The 18,721-nt window shown below is 41.2% G+C and carries 13 protein-coding genes and 1 tRNA gene; 6 read left to right on the forward strand and 8 right to left on the reverse strand.

What is annotated here, in order from left to right:
- Positions 1–73: 73 nt before the first annotated feature.
- From VFW36_RS01960 to VFW36_RS01985, 6 genes are all read right to left on the reverse strand, one after another.
- The gene (locus VFW36_RS01960; RefSeq protein WP_329657144.1) at positions 74–901 is read right to left on the reverse strand and encodes a DUF6602 domain-containing protein; all 828 of its coding nucleotides are present in this window, start codon (positions 899–901) and stop codon (positions 74–76) included.
- Positions 894–1,358, reverse strand: a complete 465-nt coding sequence (locus tag VFW36_RS01965) for a Mov34/MPN/PAD-1 family protein (protein ID WP_329657145.1) — start codon at positions 1,356–1,358, stop codon at positions 894–896. The genes VFW36_RS01960 and VFW36_RS01965 overlap by 8 nt, the downstream gene beginning before the upstream one ends.
- The gene (locus tag VFW36_RS01970; protein ID WP_329657146.1) at positions 1,358–3,025 is read right to left on the reverse strand and encodes a ThiF family adenylyltransferase; all 1,668 of its coding nucleotides are present in this window, start codon (positions 3,023–3,025) and stop codon (positions 1,358–1,360) included. Before VFW36_RS01970 ends, VFW36_RS01965 begins: the two co-directional genes overlap by 1 nt.
- Before the next feature lie 9 nt (positions 3,026–3,034).
- The gene (locus VFW36_RS01975; RefSeq protein ID WP_329657147.1) at positions 3,035–3,994 is read right to left on the reverse strand and encodes an SMODS domain-containing nucleotidyltransferase; all 960 of its coding nucleotides are present in this window, start codon (positions 3,992–3,994) and stop codon (positions 3,035–3,037) included.
- Between the two features lie 105 nt (positions 3,995–4,099).
- Complete coding sequence (locus VFW36_RS01980) at positions 4,100–5,341, reverse strand: tyrosine-type recombinase/integrase (protein ID WP_329657148.1); 1,242 nt, start codon at positions 5,339–5,341, stop codon at positions 4,100–4,102.
- Positions 5,342–5,513: 172 nt separating this feature from the next.
- Positions 5,514–5,597 (reverse strand) — tRNA-Leu (locus VFW36_RS01985).
- A 148-nt stretch (positions 5,598–5,745) separates the two neighbouring features.
- Between VFW36_RS01985 and VFW36_RS01990 the strand changes: the two genes are divergently transcribed.
- The 6 genes from VFW36_RS01990 (at position 5,746) to VFW36_RS02015 (ending at position 16,416) form a co-directional block, all read left to right on the forward strand.
- On the forward strand, positions 5,746–7,854 hold the full coding sequence (locus tag VFW36_RS01990) for a flagellar biosynthesis protein FlgL (protein WP_329657149.1): 2,109 nt from the start codon (positions 5,746–5,748) through the stop codon (positions 7,852–7,854).
- A 79-nt stretch (positions 7,855–7,933) separates the two neighbouring features.
- Complete coding sequence (locus tag VFW36_RS01995; protein WP_414720217.1) at positions 7,934–10,192, forward strand: FtsK/SpoIIIE family DNA translocase; 2,259 nt, start codon at positions 7,934–7,936, stop codon at positions 10,190–10,192.
- Positions 10,193–10,419: 227 nt separating this feature from the next.
- Positions 10,420–13,029 carry a bifunctional aconitate hydratase 2/2-methylisocitrate dehydratase gene (gene acnB / locus VFW36_RS02000; RefSeq protein WP_329657150.1) on the forward strand — a complete coding sequence of 870 codons (2,610 nt, stop codon included), beginning with the start codon at positions 10,420–10,422 and terminating at the stop codon, positions 13,027–13,029.
- Between the two features lie 78 nt (positions 13,030–13,107).
- Positions 13,108–14,460, forward strand: a complete 1,353-nt coding sequence (gene dbpA, locus VFW36_RS02005; protein WP_329657151.1) for an ATP-dependent RNA helicase DbpA — start codon at positions 13,108–13,110, stop codon at positions 14,458–14,460.
- Positions 14,461–14,504: 44 nt separating this feature from the next.
- The gene (locus VFW36_RS02010) at positions 14,505–14,993 is read left to right on the forward strand and encodes a PAS domain-containing protein (RefSeq protein WP_329657152.1); all 489 of its coding nucleotides are present in this window, start codon (positions 14,505–14,507) and stop codon (positions 14,991–14,993) included.
- Entirely contained in the window at positions 14,968–16,416 is a 1,449-nt protein-coding gene (locus VFW36_RS02015) for a methyl-accepting chemotaxis protein (protein ID WP_329657153.1), read from the forward strand. Before VFW36_RS02010 ends, VFW36_RS02015 begins: the two co-directional genes overlap by 26 nt.
- Positions 16,417–16,433: 17 nt before the next feature.
- Here the strand turns inward: VFW36_RS02015 and VFW36_RS02020 are convergent, their stop codons facing one another.
- Complete coding sequence (locus VFW36_RS02020; protein WP_329657154.1) at positions 16,434–17,672, reverse strand: glucose-6-phosphate isomerase; 1,239 nt, start codon at positions 17,670–17,672, stop codon at positions 16,434–16,436.
- Entirely contained in the window at positions 17,672–18,667 is a 996-nt protein-coding gene (gap, locus tag VFW36_RS02025) for a type I glyceraldehyde-3-phosphate dehydrogenase (RefSeq protein WP_329657155.1), read from the reverse strand. The genes VFW36_RS02020 and gap overlap by 1 nt, the downstream gene beginning before the upstream one ends.
- Positions 18,668–18,721: the final 54 nt, after the last annotated feature.

Here is an 18,721-nt window from a genome sequence, read left to right on the forward strand (position 1 = left end):
TACCGTGTTGGCGATCATTATAAAAGTATCATATTTGTATTTGAATAAACATAGTAATTCTTAGTTGATTTTTTTATAACTCTTGATCAATAGTAAAACCAATAGTATTAGCGTAAGCATTTAAATCAATTGCTGGAATAGTGCCAATTGCTTGTTGAATATATCTAGTTAGTTGAAGAAAAAATGACACTAATGAGTTTTCTGCGTTACTGAAAATAATTTCTCTGATATTTCTCGTATTGTAATAATCAATTATTCTTTGATTGAAGTCTGAGGTCTTGTATTCTTCTTGCCCGTCATAATCAACATAGAAAAAACCATAGTCTGCAATACATCCTAAATCGATACCTCCAAGACCTATTTGTGCTGATAAATGTTTCTTAATAGTATCATTGTTCTCATGAGTAAAAGAATTGGTACTTGTAAGGATTCCACCAATTATTTTAGTTAAACCTCTTGGCTCTAATTTAGTCCCTGAATTAATCATATTGGTCGAGGTTCTTTTGAGTGCTCTAACGCTTTCAATTTTTTCAGCAGCGTACTCAATGTAAGTTTGCTTGCCAACATTGCCTTGGATATCTGGCTTTACTTCAAAAACCGCATATACTCCTTCTGCCGGAATATAATGAAACCCGTTTTGTGAAAATACGAAAGGAGTATACCAATTGTCATAAATTACGATATCAATTTGATGACTTGTATTGCCTTCATAATCTATAACAATAGCTTTATCAACACTATATCTATTCGGCAGATATTTTCTTAGCCATTCAATCCATGCATTTTCTAACGCATCTCCCTTGGAACCAGGATGAGTAATAAACTCTCTATTAGTGCTTAATTGGAAAACCATTTGACCTTGTAGACCTTCAAATAATTTTTTTAAATCAATTTTACTCATAGCGATGTAATCCTTTGTTGTTATAGATATAAAATGAGAAATCATTTACTTGTTTATCGCGAATACTAAGAATCAAAAGAATTGGATTTGTAATACTGACAGTCTCACAATTTGCAATCTCTATCATAGCATTTAAATCTGTGGAGCTATACATAGATAAACCATTTGGATGGGTATGCCACTCTCCAATGTAAAAATATTTTTGATCTTCAAACAGCTTTTTGAAAACTTGTTTCATCCCATCGATACTTCTTTCAAATAAGTAAGCCATGCCTTTTTGTTTACTGGGTAACAATAAATCTTTTATGTAGAGAGTCATTGAATCATTTGAATAGTAACCTACTAAAAATCCACCTGTTTCAAGCGGGTATTTTTCTATACCGATTTGAAAGATTTTAGCAATGAGGCTTTCTTCAACAATTAAGCTCACTTGTTTATGCTGATTGAAAAATTTCATTAGTATTCTTTAATTTCTAAGGTTAGCTCATCAGCATTAGTGCCGATAACAAAATTATTTTTTTCTTTAGAGTTCTTGTAGATATTATTTATATGTTTGATTGCAAACTGCACTAGCGTATTTATGTCATTATATGAGGCCTTGAAAGTTGGGTTCCAACAACCATTAGGCTCATATAAATCTTCTAAATCATTGTTCAATATTTCGCTAAATTGCGTATTTACGAAATTATAAATATTTGGAGAAAACGCGCAGACTAGCTCTTGTGCATGATTTGTAATTGACATATTTATTATCTGACCAGTTAACTCAAATGTTTCTATTATATGCATTAAATCATTGTCAGTTGTGCAGTCAAAGACAATATCATATTCATTGAGGGTTGCAATTAAATGACTTCTGGCTTCCATGTCTTTGTATAGCATTTTGGCAATAAGTCCAAAATACTCTTTTTTAATAATTGTAACTTCTACAAAAGGAGAAATTGCAATTAATAGACTTTCTATCTCTCTCACTTTATCACATAACCCACTTTGAAATAAATATTCAGAACGACATACATTTTCAGGCTCTTTAGTATCATAATCAACAATATCAATATATTTGCAACCGCCTCTTGTTAATGTTTTGGCCACCATGCTACCAATAGCGCCAAGACCTATGATCAATATTTTGCTTTCTATTATAGACTTATCTAAGGTGCCTCTACCAAAGAAGTACTTGTAAGATGAATCCCTAGTTAAAGCCCACTTAATATCTGAGCTGATCAGCTTGGTATTCCACTTTCCAGTTTTAATACCAAGTAAAACTTCTGCTTCACCTTTGATTGGAAACGCTCCAACTTTTATTAAAGCCACTTGCCAATGAATTTCATTGTTGACTGTTCTATACCCAAAAAACAATGGTAGAACATAGCCTTTGAAGTGTTTTAGGTGTTTTTGTTCAAATTGATACAAATAATTGAGAAACTTGTTTGACACTAGTTCTTGAAACTCACTCCAATTATTGAAAATAAATTTATTCATTTTTGCAGGATGTTTATCAAAAAAGTAAAATAAACCAATATCTTGGGCTTGAATGTTTTTATAGTGGGAGTTCCACTTACATGGAATTTCACTTTTATTGAATACAAATTTTTGAACAAGAAAATTTTCTATCTCTTTGTCTTTGTATAAAGTATTATTTAGAAAGAAAATTTTAACTTGTCCAAAATCACCTTCAGAGAAAGCGTAACCTATATCTGTAAAAATATAAGAATAATATTTTTCTTCTACTAAACCTTCTTCAACAACAATGTGTTCATAATTAAGATCCTTTTCTTTATCGATATAATATTTTTGAATCCATTGTTTGAGTGAATCAAAATCCATTAATATTTTTTGTTTTAAATCAGTATTATGAGAATTGTGTATGCATATAGATCCATCTTGCATAACATGATTGATAGCAATTAAATCCTCGTTGTAAAATTTAATACTTTCTGAACCGTGATATTTTAATGGATAGGGAGGATAAATTTCAAAACGAAAATTCAGAGAAGATTTCAAACCATCAAATAATATTACTATTGAACCTCTGATGATTGAATCTTCACAGTTAATCTCATTTATATTCTTGATAAAAGAAAGACGTTTTAGAGTTTCTTTTAATAATTCAATATTGATCATAAAAATTTACTATAAGCCAAATCTTGTATTGTTGGGTGGAATAGAGACGGATGCACTCGCCGTTTTAATCCCGTATCCGCGCTGAGTATCTGTTTCTTCAAATTTTTCATTTATGGGGAAATATATTTTGATATTGTCATCATTTGCTTCAATATTTTCAATAATTCTTTTCATTGTATCTGATAGTTTTTGGCGCTCATTTGTATTTAGAGTATCAATAACATTATTCCCGCTATTTCCAGGATCTTTCAATGTGAATCCTTCTTGATTAACATTATTTTGAATATATTCCATTGTTTTTTTGAGTTTTTCCCATAAATTACCATCAATATTTGCTTGGTCAAAAGCTTTAATTACAAGTAATTCAAGTAAAAATGATTTGTAAGTTTCACGATTATGGTGTTTCCATGCTTTAAGTAGGCGGATCTTCTTTCTTTCATTTAGCTTAGCAGTAATATGGTCAATTTGAGCTTGAATATTGGTCTGAATATATGTTTTTTCTTTCAATACACCGTATAAAGAGTTTACATATAAATTTAGTTTTTTATCTTCTAAATATTGGTCTTGGTTTAATTCTCTCCCTGGAACAATATCTAAGTTTATAACTTCTCCATCTTCATCAGGATAAAACTCTAAACCAATTGAAACTTTTTGTTTTCTTACTGTTGCTTTGTCTTTGTATTTTTCGTATAGAAAGTCATATACGCTGTCAAACATTTCTTCTAGAGTTTCAAAAGCGTCTCTTTTAAATGGCACGATAATGTCCAAATCGAATTTAATATTGATTGCTGTATGTTTTGCATATGAGCCGGAATTAATTGGAATATAAACTTTCCCTGTATAGTTTGATTGAAGTTCTGATTTGATTTCGTCTCTTATAGTCGTATGTTTAGAAACAAAATCACTAACGTGCTTCATCTTGTGTGATTCTAATACTTTTTCCAAATAATCATGTTTTGAAATATCCATAAATAGTGATCCTTATTAGAGTATTTTATATGTATTGTAGAATGTTGTTCAATATTGTATTAAAAATATGTCAAATTGCAATATATTTCATTAATAAAGCTACGACTATTGTTCTGATTTTAACTGGTCCAAGTAATCACTCCACCATTGCATGAGGGCTCTACGTTCATTCAAATATTCTGCGTGGTTATATGCATCTTTCACTTTATTACGTTCCCGATGATCAAGCTGGCGCTCAATGACTTCTGAAATCATCTTATGCTCCTGAAAATGTTCATAAGCCAGTGTGCTGAACATAGACCGTGCCCCATGACTCACCATATCAGCATCAATCTTTTCGTTTTTCAAAACAATACGAATCCCTTTCGTCAAAGTATTCTCACTCAAAGGATGATCGTTTCCTTTTGTTTGTGTAGAAAAGAGATATTTTCCCTGTCCCGTCAAAGGCTCCATTATCTTGACAATGTTAATCATACTATCCGTCAATGGCACATAATGTTCAGAACCCATTTTAGTTTTTTCTGCTGGAATTCGCCAAATCTTTTTATCAAAATCAAATTCTTTCCACTCTGCCGCACGAATGTTTGCAGGGCGTAGAGCAACAAAAGGCATAAGCTGTAGTGCTGTTTTGACCGCTAATGTCCCACTATAGCAATTAACACCTTGAAGAAAGAGTTTTATAATTTTTGGATCGATGATAGTTGGCATATGCTTAACGACAATTGGATTCAGTGCAAGGCGAGGATTAATATCAGCTGCTATGTTATGTTTTACGCGTCCAACAGCCAATCCGTATTGATATACTTGATCAATCAAATTTAAAATACGGTGAGCAGTTTCATTCTGCCCTTTTGCTTCGAGCTTACGAATAATGACTAGGATCTCTTGAACTGTGACATCGTCAATATTTTTTGAACCGATAGAACCAAATATATGATTTTTAAATCGTCCCTCTTTTTTCTGATACGTTTTTTCTCCAAGACGTAATTTTTGTTTTTCCAAAAACTCTTTTGCAATATTTTCAAAAGTATTTTGAACTTCTTCTTGCTCTAGTTGTAATTTTATTTTATTTGATTTTCTCTCTTGTGATGGATCTATTCCTGAAGCAATCGCTTTTTTATACTCTTCACGCTTTGATCTAGCATCAGATAGAGAAACTATGGGGTAGGTTCCGAGTGAAATACGCTTTTCATTTCCTTTAAAAAGATATTTCAGCCGCCACCCTTTCGAACCATTTGGCTGTACTGATAGATATAATCCGCCGCCATCAAATAATTTATACTCTTTTTCAGAAGATTTTGCATTTTTGATTTCTTTGTCAGATAGTGGAAGAGTTTTACGAGCCATAGAGATACCTCTTCAAAAGATAGGGATATTTTAAAATTTGTATCCCTAATCCTATCCCTAAAATTCTTAGATAGTAGTGAATTATTGCGGATAGCCATAGACTAGAAGATTGGGTTAAAGTTCGTATTTTAGGGGTTTTGTGGACTTTTCTGGATTGCTTTAGATTAAGGAGTGGTACCAGTGGGCGGACTCGAACCGCCACGACTCGCGCCACCGGATTTTGAATCCGGCGTGTCTACCATTTCACCACACTGGCATGTCTTGTGAAGAGGTGGAATTATAGGGACTCTTTGCTTAAAAATATGTAAAAGTGACTTTACTAATAGAAATTTCACTTTTGCCGATAATAGAGTATGGAACTTTTATTGCTTTAGATGCAGTAAGCTTGTGCAAAAGGATTTGACGTGAGAATAACATCAGGATCTTATTACAATAACATATATGGCGACAATAATAAAATAAACAGACAATTATTTGATGTCAATAAACAGATCGCATCCGGTCTGAAAATCCAATACGCCCATGAAGACCCGAGTATATTTGTCGATACTCTTCGTTTGGATAATGAATTAACCACGCTCGCTCAAGTCAAAGACAGTGCGCAAAATGCCTATAAAATCTCGACACAAACCGATACAACCATCGGCGAGTTTGTCAAAACCATCGAATCGATGAAAGTCAAATTGATCAATGCGGCAAATGACGTTCACTCAGACACCAGTATTCAGGCGATTGCAAAAGAGTTGCGCGGTCTTCAAAATCACCTTTTAACGTTAGCGAATACCTCTATCGGAGGGCAATACCTCTTTTCCGGAACCGCAACATCGGTAAAACCGATTGCCGCAGACGGTTCGTACCAAGGAAATAACCAAGACCTTGATGCGTTTTTAGGTTCAGGGATCAAACAAAAATACAATATCAGCGGATCTAAACTTTTCTTGGGTGATGAGAGCAAAATCAATAAAACGATCAGTTCCAACGTTGCACAAGTGAGTTTAACCGATTTGTATCCCGATATTATGTACAACACCACAACACCGCGAACGGATTCAAAAGAAACGTACATTACCGGCAACAATACTATCCGTGATCTGATGGGGGATACCGATACCGATACAACGACCTCGTATGCACCTCATTTTTATATCCAAGGTACGAAAAATGACGGAACGACTTTCAAAAAGCATGTCACCTCGTTGACTATGGGAGATACGGTGGATGATTTGCTCACCGCCATCAAAAATGAATACGGTTCTGATCAAGTCAATGTTTCTCTCAATTCTCGCGGACAAATCGAGATCATCGATAAAATCTCCGGTTCCAGCAAACTCGATTTTCATATGGTAGGTGCGGTCGATTTTGACAATACCAACGCGGGAGATGCCGCAAATATTTCTGATGCTGCTTTGTATGCCGCAACTGTGGGGGAGATCGATAATCTGCAATCAGGTTCTACCGACTTTCTGACATCTGCTATCACGACTCCCGGTTTATACATTAAAGAGTTCACAAAAAGCGGTTTTACGACCCCGACGGGTACCCCTAACACTATCGAGGGGATCAACTACGATCGTACTAATTTCACCCAAGACGGCGCCAAATTACTCTCTAATGTCTCCCAAGTATTAAAATCGGATAACTCATCCGCCACCGCCTCTACCAAATTGATCGATGTCTCAGGAAATACTACTTTGGTAGGTACAACCCTCAATCTTCAAGGCAAAAACGTCGACGGCTTTGCTTATGACATACAGATCAATTTAGCGGCCGCATCGTCGGTCAGCGGCACCGTAAACGGGGTTGCGATCACTCCGTTTAATATCTACAATGCCGATGCGACCCGCACTATTGCCGCAGCGGATGACGTAACCTATCAACAGCTTCTCGATGTTGTGAACATGACGATGAGCGGCTCCCTGCCGACAGCCAATAATGCAACTCAATACGATACGGCGATTACTTCGGCAAATGCCCTCTCCTCGGCTACCCTTGATCATGCCGGACGAATGGTATTTCAAGATAAAGTCAATCCTGTTACGCAAGCTACCGTATCACTCTATGATGCCTCTTCTTTAGATTATTCGGTAACATCAGGTTCGGCGTTGATGTTCAATGCGAACAATGCAATCAGCATCCGTGACCCGAAAACTGATTTTTTTGACCAAATCGAGAAAATGATCCGTTCCGTTGAAGAGGGTAAAAAACACTCAGACGGTTCAGATGCGATAGACCCGCGTAATCTCGGTATTCATAACGGTATTCAAATGATGGATGATCTCAGTGATCATGTCAGTCGTCTGCAAACGGAAGCAGGTTCTTATTCACAAGTTTTACAATCTTCCGCTGAGAGATCTGATCTTCTGATCGTTAGTACGAAAAAACTCCAATCCGATGTCATTGACACCGATATAGCCGAATCTCAATTGAGATTGCAACAACTGAGCCTTAATTATCAAGCACTCTTATCGAATATCTCCAAAGTCTCCAAACTCTCTCTCGTCAATTATATGTAGCATTTTGCAATAAAATGGGCTTTTAGCCCCTTTTTTGCTATAATTAACCTACTTTTCATACCTGTTTTAAGGATCTACTATTTTACGCGATATACTTTTTATTGCCGGCTTCGGTATTTTATTTTATCTTGGACTAGCCACTATCATCGGTGATGCGTCGATTATCGGAGCTTACGGAGCCTCTTTTGCGGCGTTTAATGTCCATATATTCGGTTACGTAGCCTATACCTATCTTTTGCTTCTCATGGTTCCCCTCCTCTATTGGTACAAATATACCGGAGAACTCCACCGCCGTTTTGAGATGAGTATCGTTTTTGCCTTGTTGTTTGTATCCCTCCTCTTTTTTCAGGCACTGGTTGTCAGCGGAGAGTATCGAGGCTCGTTGATTGGAGGCGTTGCGGATAATATTGCCGTCTATATCGGCGGATTCGGCTTATGGATATTATGGCTCATGATGGCAACCGTCTCGATCGTTTTGGTGATGGAGCAAAGTTTGTCGGAGCTTGCCAAGCCGATCAAAGAGTACATGGACAAGCCCCTTACAACCCCAAAGCCCCCTAAAGCAGTTCAAAAACCGGTTCCCCAAGAGGCAAAAACGCAAGCCGATACGATAGAAGAACCGATCGCATTCGCCGATGAGGGCGAAGATGAGTACCCCTATTTTCAACCCGAAACGATCCCGCCTAAATCCGATAAAATCATCTCGGAAATACCGGCAGTCGAACCCGAAAAAGATCTCTTTTCAGAGCCGCTCATTACGGATAATACTGAGCCTATTAGCATAGAGGCACCCAAAGAGTCTACCATCCTAAGCATGGCAAAAAAAGTTAAAGAGTCCAAACAACACGCCCTCGTAGTCGATGAACTCGAAGAGAATAAAATACTTTTGGAACAAATCGATAAAGGGGTAACAGAGAAGCCAAAAAACTTCAAGCTCCCCCCATTGGAGTTTTTTCAAAATCCTCCGAAAAAACAAACGTTGGTGGACGAAGCGGAACTCGATGACAAAATCCGAGATCTGATCGAAAAGCTCAAACACTTCAATATCGAGGGAGATGTGGTACGCACCTACGCGGGGCCTGTCGTATCGACGTTTGAATTCAAACCTGCCGCAAATATCAAAGTCTCCAAGATTTTAGGGCTTCAAGACGACCTAGCGATGGCGCTCAAAGCCCAAACTATCCGTATCCAAGCTCCGATCCCCGGAAAAGACGTGGTAGGGATAGAGATCCCCAATAAAGCGGTAGAGACGATCTATCTGCGCGAAATGCTGGAGAGCAAACTCTTCCAAGAGGCGGCCTCTCCCCTCACCCTCATTTTAGGAAAAGACATCGTCGGAAAGCCGTTTATCACCGATCTCAAAAAACTCCCGCATCTCCTCATCGCAGGGACAACAGGGAGCGGAAAAAGTGTCGGTATTAACTCGATGATTTTGAGTTTGCTCTATAAAAACTCCCCCGATCAGCTCAAACTGCTGATGATCGACCCTAAGATGTTGGAATTCTCCATCTACAATGACATTCCCCACTTGCTCACTCCGGTTATCACCAAACCAAAAGAGGCGATTTCGGCACTCAATAACATGGTGTATGAGATGGAACGACGCTACCAGTTGATGTCTGAAACCCGTACCAAAAACATCGAAAATTTCAATGAAAAAGCAAAAGCCGAAAAACGCGATCTACTCCCTTATATCGTAGTAATCATTGACGAGTTAGCCGATTTGATGATGACCAGCGGCAAAGACGTCGAATACTCCATCGCCCGCTTGGCGCAAATGGCACGTGCCAGCGGTATCCACTTGATCGTAGCGACTCAGCGCCCGAGTGTCGATGTCGTCACAGGGCTTATCAAAGCCAATCTACCGTCGCGTATCAGCTACAAAGTGGGACAAAAGATCGACAGTAAGATCATCCTTGACGGTATGGGTGCCGAATCGCTCCTCGGACGGGGTGATATGCTCTTTACCCCTCCGGGGATGAGCGGTCTTGTCCGTCTTCATGCGCCGTGGAGCACCGAAGTGGAAATCGAAAAAGTGGTCGATTTTCTCAAAGATCAGAGAGAACCCGAATACGATCGCCGATTTTTACGCGACAAAGAGGATATTGTTGCATCCAATGGAAGCAGCGGAAATGATGAAGAGACGGATGAACTCTATGAAGAGGCTAAAAACATCATCCTCAGTGAACAAAAAACATCGATCAGCTATTTGCAGCGACGTCTCCAAATCGGATATAACCGCTCTGCCCGTCTTATCGAACAACTCGAAAACAACGGTATCCTCTCCGCACCGAATGCCAAAGGGAACCGCGATATTATCGCAAACGATCCTTTTTAATTCTCCTTGCGTGGAGAATCTCCCCATTTTTACCCATATGTAACTTTTCCACCATCGCGTTTATTCGACATCGATTTCTTATTTTTGTGTAAATAAATAATATTGTTACTTTTTTACCCATTTAAACCATTATATCGCCAAACAAATGTTTACTTTGGTAACACTATTCAAAAACAGCTTTTTTCTTCTGATATAATCATTCAAAATTAATAGGCACAGGAGTCACTATGGCTTTTATGGACGAATACAAAGCACATGTAGCGGAACGCGCAGCTCAGGGGATCCCTCCATTCCCACTTACCAAAGAACAAGTTACTTCTCTTGTTGAACTCATTATGGCAGAGAGTTCTAAAAACGATGAATTAGTTACTATGTTGGCAGAACGTGTCAATCCGGGTGTTGATGACGGTGCTCACGTAAAAGCGGCATTTTTGCACCAAGTCGTCCAAGGGGAAGTAAAAGCATTCTTGGCAGACAACAGTGACATCAACAGCAATGATCACAAAATCGCGGCAATCAAAATCCTCGGTAAAATGGTAGGAGGTTACAATGTCAAACCTCTTATCGATGCCCTCAGCAATGATGCTATCGCCAACGAAGCGGCACATGAGCTCAAACATACCCTTTTGGTATACGATGCGTTCAATGATATTGTTGAGCTTTCAAAAACAAACACATTCGCAAAAGAGGTTCTCCAATCATGGGCGGATGCTGAGTGGTTCACTTCCAAAAAACCTTTAGAAGAAAAATTTAGCGTTGTCGTATTCAAATTCCCGGGTGAAACCAATACCGACGACCTCTCTCCTGCGAGCGCGGCATTTACCCGTTCTGACATCCCGCTTCACGCGACTACAATGCTCTCAGCTAAAATGCCTGAAGGGATTGCAAAAATCGCCGAACTCAAAGAAAAAGGGATGCAGATCGCCTATGTCGGTGACGTTGTAGGGACAGGTTCAAGCCGTAAATCAGCGGCGAACTCCGTTCAATGGCACATGGGTGATGATATTCCGGGGATCCCGAACAAACGTACCGGCGGTGTCGTTATCGGTAGCATCATCGCTCCGATCTTCTTCGCAACGTGTGAAGACTCAGGCGCACTCCCTATCGAAGCCGATGTATCTCAAATGGAAACAGGAGATGTACTCGACATCGATTGCAGTGCGGGAACCATCACAAAAGGCGGTGCTGTAATCGCTAAATTCTCGCTTCGCCCGAACACAATCGAAGATGAAGTACGTGCAGGCGGACGTATCCCTCTCATCATCGGGCGCGGCTTGACGGCAAAAGCACGTACGGCACTCGGCATGCCTCCGGCAACGATTTTCGCAACCCCGATCCAACCGGCTGATACGGGCAAAGGATACACCCTTGCACAGAAAATGGTCGGTAAAGCATGTGGTATGGAAGGTGTTCGCCCTGGTATGTATTGTGAGCCTATGACCAGTACCGTAGGGAGCCAAGACACTACAGGACCGATGACACGTGATGAGATCAAAGAGCTTTCGGCTCTCGGTTTCTCGGCTGATTTCGTGCTTCAGTCATTTTGTCATACAGCGGCATATCCAAAACCGTCCGACGTGAAATTGCACGCAACACTTCCTGCCTTCATCAGCTCACGCAGCGGTGTCGCTCTTCGTCCGGCGGATGGGGTTATCCACTCATGGTTGAACCGTATGGTTCTCCCTGACACGGTCGGAACCGGCGGTGACTCACATACCCGTTTCCCGATCGGTGTGAGTTTCCCTGCGGGTTCAGGTCTCGTAGCATTCGCGGGTGTTACGGGTTCTATGCCGCTTGAGATGCCTGAATCGGTTTTGGTACGCTTCAAAGGGGAGATGCAACCGGGTATCACATTGCGTGATTTGGTAAACGCTATCCCGTATTATGCGATCAAACAAGGTTTGTTGACCGTTGAGAAGCAAGGGAAGAAAAATATTTTCAACGGACGTGTTTTGGAGATCGAAGGGTTACCGAACATGAAAGTAGAGCAAGCATTTGAACTTTCCGATGCATCGGCTGAGCGTTCAGCGGCGGCATGTACCGTTCGTCTTAACAAAGAACCGGTCATCGAGTACCTAAAATCGAACGTCACGTTGATCGAAGCGATGATCAAAGACGGTTACGAAGATGCTCGTACCCTTCAACGCCGTGCCGATAAAATGAAAGAGTGGTTGGCCGCTCCGTCATTGATGGAACCGGATGCCGACGCAGAGTACGCGGCGATCATCGAAATCGACCTAAACGACGTAAAAGAGCCTATCTTGGCGTGCCCGAACGATCCGGATAACGTTAAATTGCTCAGCGAAGTTGCGGGAACTGAAATCAACGAAGTATTCCTCGGAAGCTGTATGACCAACATCGGTCACTACCGTGCGGCGGGTGAAGTAATGCGCGGCGAAGGCAAAATCGCGGTTGAAAAATTCTGGATCGTACCGCCTACCCGTATGGATGAGCAACAACTCATCAACGAAGGCTACTACGACGTCTATAAAGCGATTGCGGCACAAACCGAAGTTCCGGGATGTTCACTCTGCATGGGTAACCAAGCGAGTTCTCGTGAGGGCTCAACCGTCTTCTCGACCTCTACCCGTAACTTCGACAACCGTTTAGGTAAAGGGACACAAGTCTATCTCGGAAGTGCAGAACTCGCATCCGTTTGTGCAAAACTTGGGCGTATCCCTACAGTTGCAGAATACATGAGTATCGTTCCTGAGAAATTAGCAGGAAAAGCGGATCAAGTGTATAAATATCTCAACTTTAACGAAATCGCGTCTTACGCACTTCAAGCACGTAACGTCGCTGAAGAAAAATACGGCGTCACCATTAAAGCTGTTTAAGCTACCCCAGAAAACCCCTCCTCTGCGGGGTTTATTCATCTATGCTATAATCTCTTTATCTAACCACAAAGCGACCTAATGTCCACCTTCGACACTTTAGCATTACGACCACCTCTCAAAGAAGCTCTAAAACGCCTTGAATTCACAAACATGACCTCTATCCAATCAACCGCACTTCCTGTGATCTTACAAAAAAAAGATTGTATCGCCCAAGCCGCTACGGGGAGCGGAAAAACATTGGCGTTCGGTCTTGGGGTATTGGAGCGGATCAATCCTAGGATGTTCGGTACCCAGTCACTCATCCTCTGCCCTACCCGCGAGCTTGCGGAACAAGTAGCCAAAGTTATCCGTTCACTCGCCTCCGAGATGGGAAATATCAAAGTCCTCACCCTATGCGGCGGTGTTCCGATGAAAGGACAGATTCACTCTCTCAAACACGGTGCCCATATCATCGTCGGGACTCCGGGGCGTGTTTTGAAACTCCTCCAAATGGAAGCATTTGACCCTTCCGCGATCCAAAGTGTTGTACTCGATGAAGCCGACCAAATGATCGATATGGGGTTTATCGAAGACATTACCGCTATCTTGGGATATACTCCACCTTCGCGCCAAAACCTTCTCTTCTCGGCGACCTTTCCCGAATCTATTCAAACGATCACTTCCGAGTTTATGAAAGATCCGGTTATGGTTCAAGCGGAACACGCTATCAGCAAACCGAAGATCGAAGAGGTAGCCTATCTGTGCAACGATAAGCTCCCCGCTATCGCCAAAATCCTCCACCTGCATGATATTAGCAACACTATCATCTTTTGCAATACCAAAGTGGATGCGAATGCGTTGTGCGACGATCTAAATCGTATCGGTATCCATGCGTTAACCCTACACGGGGACATGGAGCAGTTTGACCGAAACGAAGCGATCATTCAGTTTCGCAATCTCAGCGCCCCTATCCTCGTAGCGACCGATGTCGCAGGACGGGGAATCGATATTGAAGGACTTGATGCGATTATCAACTACGAAGTACCGATCCAAAATGAACGCTATACTCACCGTATCGGGAGAACGGGTCGTGCCGGTAAAAACGGTATCGCGATTACCCTCGTCAATCACCATCAGTATGATCGTTTTATGGAATTACAGCGCTCAATTACCCCGATTGAGCTTCCTAGTACAAAAGATGTATCTACACTAAAAACCCTCATGCGTACCATCTGTATCGATGCCGGTAAAAAAGAGAAACTCAGAGCCGGAGATATTGTCGGAGCTCTGATTCATGAGTGTGGATTAAACAAAGATGAGATCGGAAAGATAGATCAACTCGATCACCTTAGCTACGTTGCAATCACGCGTAACAAAGCGGAAAATATCTATCAAAAGCTACTCAATCAGCCTATAAAAGGGAAAAAATTTAGGAAATGGCTGTTAGACTAACGAAAACGGTTTATGAGATTTAATTATAACAACGGAGATATTAGATGGCGAATCAAGAGCTAACGTTTGGTGAGGGAGAATTTATCGTTTCAAAGACCGATTTAAGTAGCAAAATCACCTACGGAAACGCTTTATTTATCAAAATGTCAGGCTATGACGAGTTCGAATTGCTTGGGCAACCACACAAAATTTTACGGCATGAAGATATGCCATCAGTAGTTTTCAAGCTCCTATGGAGCCGCATTAAAGAGGGAAAAGAGATTTTTGCCTATGTCAAAAACAAAACAAAAAACGGAGACTTTTATTGGGTATTTGCCCATGTAACCCCCTCTTTTAGTCCGAATAAAGAGATTACAAACTATCACTCTGTTCGTCGCATGCCTTCCGAAAAAGCGTTAAAAGTAATCAAACCGTTATACGCATCACTTCTCCAGCAGGAGCGTCTCGGAGGGATCAGTGCTTCCGAAACCTACCTAAATAATTTACTTACAGAAAAAGGGCTGTCTTATGACGAATTTATCCTCTCTCTCTAAAGTACAATATGCCAATATCATCTCTATTGTACTCTTTATTATTGCACTCTTAATTGAAGTGGTTTTATATGGCTGGAGTTGGATACGCCTTGTCAATATCGCTAATTTTGGGCTTGCTTGGTTTGTTTTTATCAATATACGAGAAGCGCAAAAGACCATTCACGAAGTTGCTTCTGTTATTAAAAAAGCGGAAATCGGGCAACTCGAAAGTCGAATTACCCAGATAAAAGATCACGGGGAACTCAATGATCTATGCTGGAACACTAACAATATGCTCGATCAAACCGAAGTATTTATCCGTGAAATCCGTGCAAGCGTTGAAGCAGCCAGCCGAGATGAGTTTTACCGAAAAATCAACATCCAAGGATTGCAAGGAGAATACAAAGAGGCAAGTGCTTTCGTTAATAAAGCAATCGATGCGATGCATGTAACCTACCTGCATATTCAAAAATCGATCCTAAACAGTGCACTCGGACAAATCGGAGCAGGTATTGGAGGCGGAATGGAAGTAATACAATCCGATCTTCAAAATACCATCAAACGGCTCCATACTATTGCCGCAATCAGCCAAACCACCTCCGATAAATCTTCAAACAGTGTTTATGAGCTTGAGGAGATTATCACCAAACTCAGTCACCTCATTGAGTTAGTACAAGTTTCAGCCGATGCTATTCATTCCCTTAATGATAAGACAGGGGAGATCAGCTCCGTTGTCAATCTCATCAAAGACATTGCCGACCAAACCAATCTCCTCGCCCTCAACGCGGCTATCGAAGCGGCACGAGCCGGTGAGCATGGACGCGGGTTTGCCGTTGTTGCCGATGAAGTACGTAAACTAGCAGAACGTACCCAAAAAGCGACCGGAGAGATCGGAATCGCAGTTCAAACGCTTCAGCAAGAGACAACCGAAATTCATTCAAACTCCGAAGATATGAATGTCATTGCCCAAGAATCAAGCGAATCTATCAGTTCATTCCGTCAAACATTGTACATGTTCAACGAAGATGCCAAAAAAGCGGCATTACAAACAACAGCCATCGAAAACACTACTTTTATCACCTTAGCTAAAATTGACCATATTATCTACAAATCCAATGCCTATAAAAGTATTGCGAACGGTAAGCTTGAAACACAATTTTCTGATCACCACAATTGCCGATTCGGTAAATGGTATGACAGCGGAGAGGGAAAAGAACGATTCTCCCATTTACCAAGCTTCAGTGCTCTGAGCAAGCCTCATGAAATGGTTCACAAGATCGTATTGGAAAACACTAAATATGTAGAAAAAGAAGATCACACCATTGAGCACAAAGAGATTATTTTGAGCAGTTTCGAAGAGATGGAACAACACAGTCAACATCTATTTACACTAATGGATTCTATCAACAAAGAGTCAGAAGAAGATTTAATGAAGAAAGCTTAGGCGTTTTGCCTAAACTTTTAGCGGTTGAAATAGGTTCCTAGAATCTTTTTGCCCACTTCAACACCGGGTTGATCATAGGTATTGATCTCCAGCAATGCTCCGCTTAATGAGGTTAACAGCTCATAATAGAGGATTAACTCACCGACAGACGCTTCATCTATCTGCTTCCATGCGATCTCATCCACGCTAACTCCGCTTTGCAAAACACTCTGCATCGTTGCATGGCATTGGGCATTGATCAAGTCATTAAAACTTTTACCGTTTACAAAATCGCTTTTCTCCAAATATTTGAGGGAAAGTTCCGGAATCATCAAATGCTCTTCAGAGTGTTCGATATGCATGAAAGTAACGGTTTTGTTGAGCGGACCTTCCATGATAAGCTGTAAAAAGGAGTGCTGATCCACCGATCCGATCAGCGAGATCGGAGTTAGCCCTACCCGTCCGCCGACACGGTTTCGTTTTCCCAACGATTCGCCCCATATCTGAACGACCCATTTTCCGAATTCTTCAAACGTATCCGAATAGGCAAACAACACATTCATAGGGTACTGATCACTGTGCGTAACGTAGAACGCCGCTTTTTGAAGCATGTGATCTTCTTCGCGGTTCCAAAACTGCTCTAAAAACGTCTGAGCGCCTCGAAGGATTGATCCCGTATCAAAGCCTGCCAACGTCAGAGGAACCATCCCTACAGCACTTAAGACCGAAAACCGCCCCCCGACATTGCTCGGAATGACAAATCGGCGGAGATGATATTCATCGGCAAAATGGGCAAGAGGAGAGGCATCATCGCTCACGATATAGATCTGATCCGAATTTTCCAGAGGTAATTCAAAGCTCACGATCAGCCGTTTAAAGATCGAGAGAGTTTCTACCGTCCCGCCCGATTTGGAAATCACCACAAAAAGGGTACGAAACTTATCAATCTGCTTCATTTCGCTCATGATACTGATAGGGTCGGAATTTTCGAGGTAAATGAGTTTTTTGGCATTCGGAGTATTGGGGCGAAGAAGTCTCTCAATCGCTTTTATTCCCAAAGACGATCCGCCGATCCCAATGATAGCGATCGTATTAAAACGACGATCTAACACATCGCGCAACTCCTCCAATTCTTTTACAAGAGGCTGTGAAGAGAGGGGGAGATGATAATATCCGACGTCACCGGAGACCGCTTCATACCGTACCGCTTCAAACCCTTTTTCAAGAGTAAAAGGGTCAAGCGTTTTGGTTTCGAAATGGTTCGTATAGCGTAACATTAACGTGTACCGATAAGTACCGTCATATCAACCAAACGGCTGCTATATCCCCATTCATTGTCATACCATGCAAGTACTTTAACCGTTGTCCCATCAACCACGCTGGTCATATCGGGAACATAGGTTGAGCTGTAGGTTGAACCGATAAAGTCACATGATACCCGTTTGTCGTTATCGACTTCGAGAAGCCCTTTAAACGATCCCGCCGCCGCCGCATTAAATGCCGCGTGAATATCCTCTTTGGTCACCGCTTTTTTCAAATTTACCGTCAAGTCTACCACGGAAACATCCGGAGTCGGTACACGCATTGCATAACCGTTGAGTTTACCGAGCAATTGAGGCATTACTTTGCCAATCGCTTTTGCCGCACCCGTAGAGGTAGGGATCATATTCAACGCTGCGGCACGTGCACGGCGAGGATCTTTTGAGTGTTTAACATCCAAAATATTCTGATCGTTCGTATACGAGTGGATCGTGGTCATGAGACCGTTTTCAATCCCGAACGCATCATCCAAAACTTTACAGATCGGTCCCAGACAGTTGGTAGTACAGCTCGCATTGGAGATAATCGCTTCCCCTTTGTAGCTATCTGAGTTGACCCCGTACACATAGGTTGGAGAATCATCTTTCGCAGGGGCGGACATAATCACTTTTTTAATGCCGTTTTTGAGATGTTTCGCACAGCTCTCCTGATCCAAGAACACACCGGTACATTCGATAACCACTTCCGCTCCGGTACTGCCGAAGTCTACTTTGTCAATATCTCTCTCACGAAACATACGGACATTTTTTCCGCCGATAGAGATCGTATTTTCATCGATCACTTTGGCATCAATACCGCGATGGACACTATCAAATTTGAGTAAATATTCCAACATTTCAGGTTTAGAGGTGGTATTGAGAGCTACCAGCTCAATATCGCTACGCTCAGCAATGATCTTTGCCACGATAATTCCGATTCTTCCGGTACCGTTGATTGCTACTTTAAGTGACATGGAAGCTCCTCTTTGTGTAGAAATTAAAATTTAGGATTTATTCTAACAGATAAA

It is taken from the genome of Sulfuricurvum sp. (genome assembly GCF_036279695.1).
Classification (GTDB): Bacteria; Campylobacterota; Campylobacteria; order Campylobacterales; family Sulfurimonadaceae; genus Sulfuricurvum.

Coding starts and splice junctions, on each gene's coding strand:
- VFW36_RS02020 (WP_329657154.1), bottom strand. CDS start 17,672: ATGTTACGCTATACGAACCATTTCGAAACCAAAACGCTTGACCCTTTT.
- VFW36_RS01980 (WP_329657148.1), bottom strand. CDS start 5,341: ATGGCTCGTAAAACTCTTCCACTATCTGACAAAGAAATCAAAAATGCA.
- gap (WP_329657155.1), bottom strand. CDS start 18,667: ATGTCACTTAAAGTAGCAATCAACGGTACCGGAAGAATCGGAATTATC.
- VFW36_RS01970 (WP_329657146.1), bottom strand. CDS start 3,025: ATGATCAATATTGAATTATTAAAAGAAACTCTAAAACGTCTTTCTTTT.
- VFW36_RS02010 (WP_329657152.1), top strand. CDS start 14,505: ATGGCGAATCAAGAGCTAACGTTTGGTGAGGGAGAATTTATCGTTTCA.
- VFW36_RS02015 (WP_329657153.1), top strand. CDS start 14,968: ATGACGAATTTATCCTCTCTCTCTAAAGTACAATATGCCAATATCATC.
- dbpA (WP_329657151.1), top strand. CDS start 13,108: ATGTCCACCTTCGACACTTTAGCATTACGACCACCTCTCAAAGAAGCT.
- VFW36_RS01960 (WP_329657144.1), bottom strand. CDS start 901: ATGAGTAAAATTGATTTAAAAAAATTATTTGAAGGTCTACAAGGTCAA.
- acnB (WP_329657150.1), top strand. CDS start 10,420: ATGGCTTTTATGGACGAATACAAAGCACATGTAGCGGAACGCGCAGCT.
- VFW36_RS01975 (WP_329657147.1), bottom strand. CDS start 3,994: ATGGATATTTCAAAACATGATTATTTGGAAAAAGTATTAGAATCACAC.
- VFW36_RS01965 (WP_329657145.1), bottom strand. CDS start 1,358: ATGAAATTTTTCAATCAGCATAAACAAGTGAGCTTAATTGTTGAAGAA.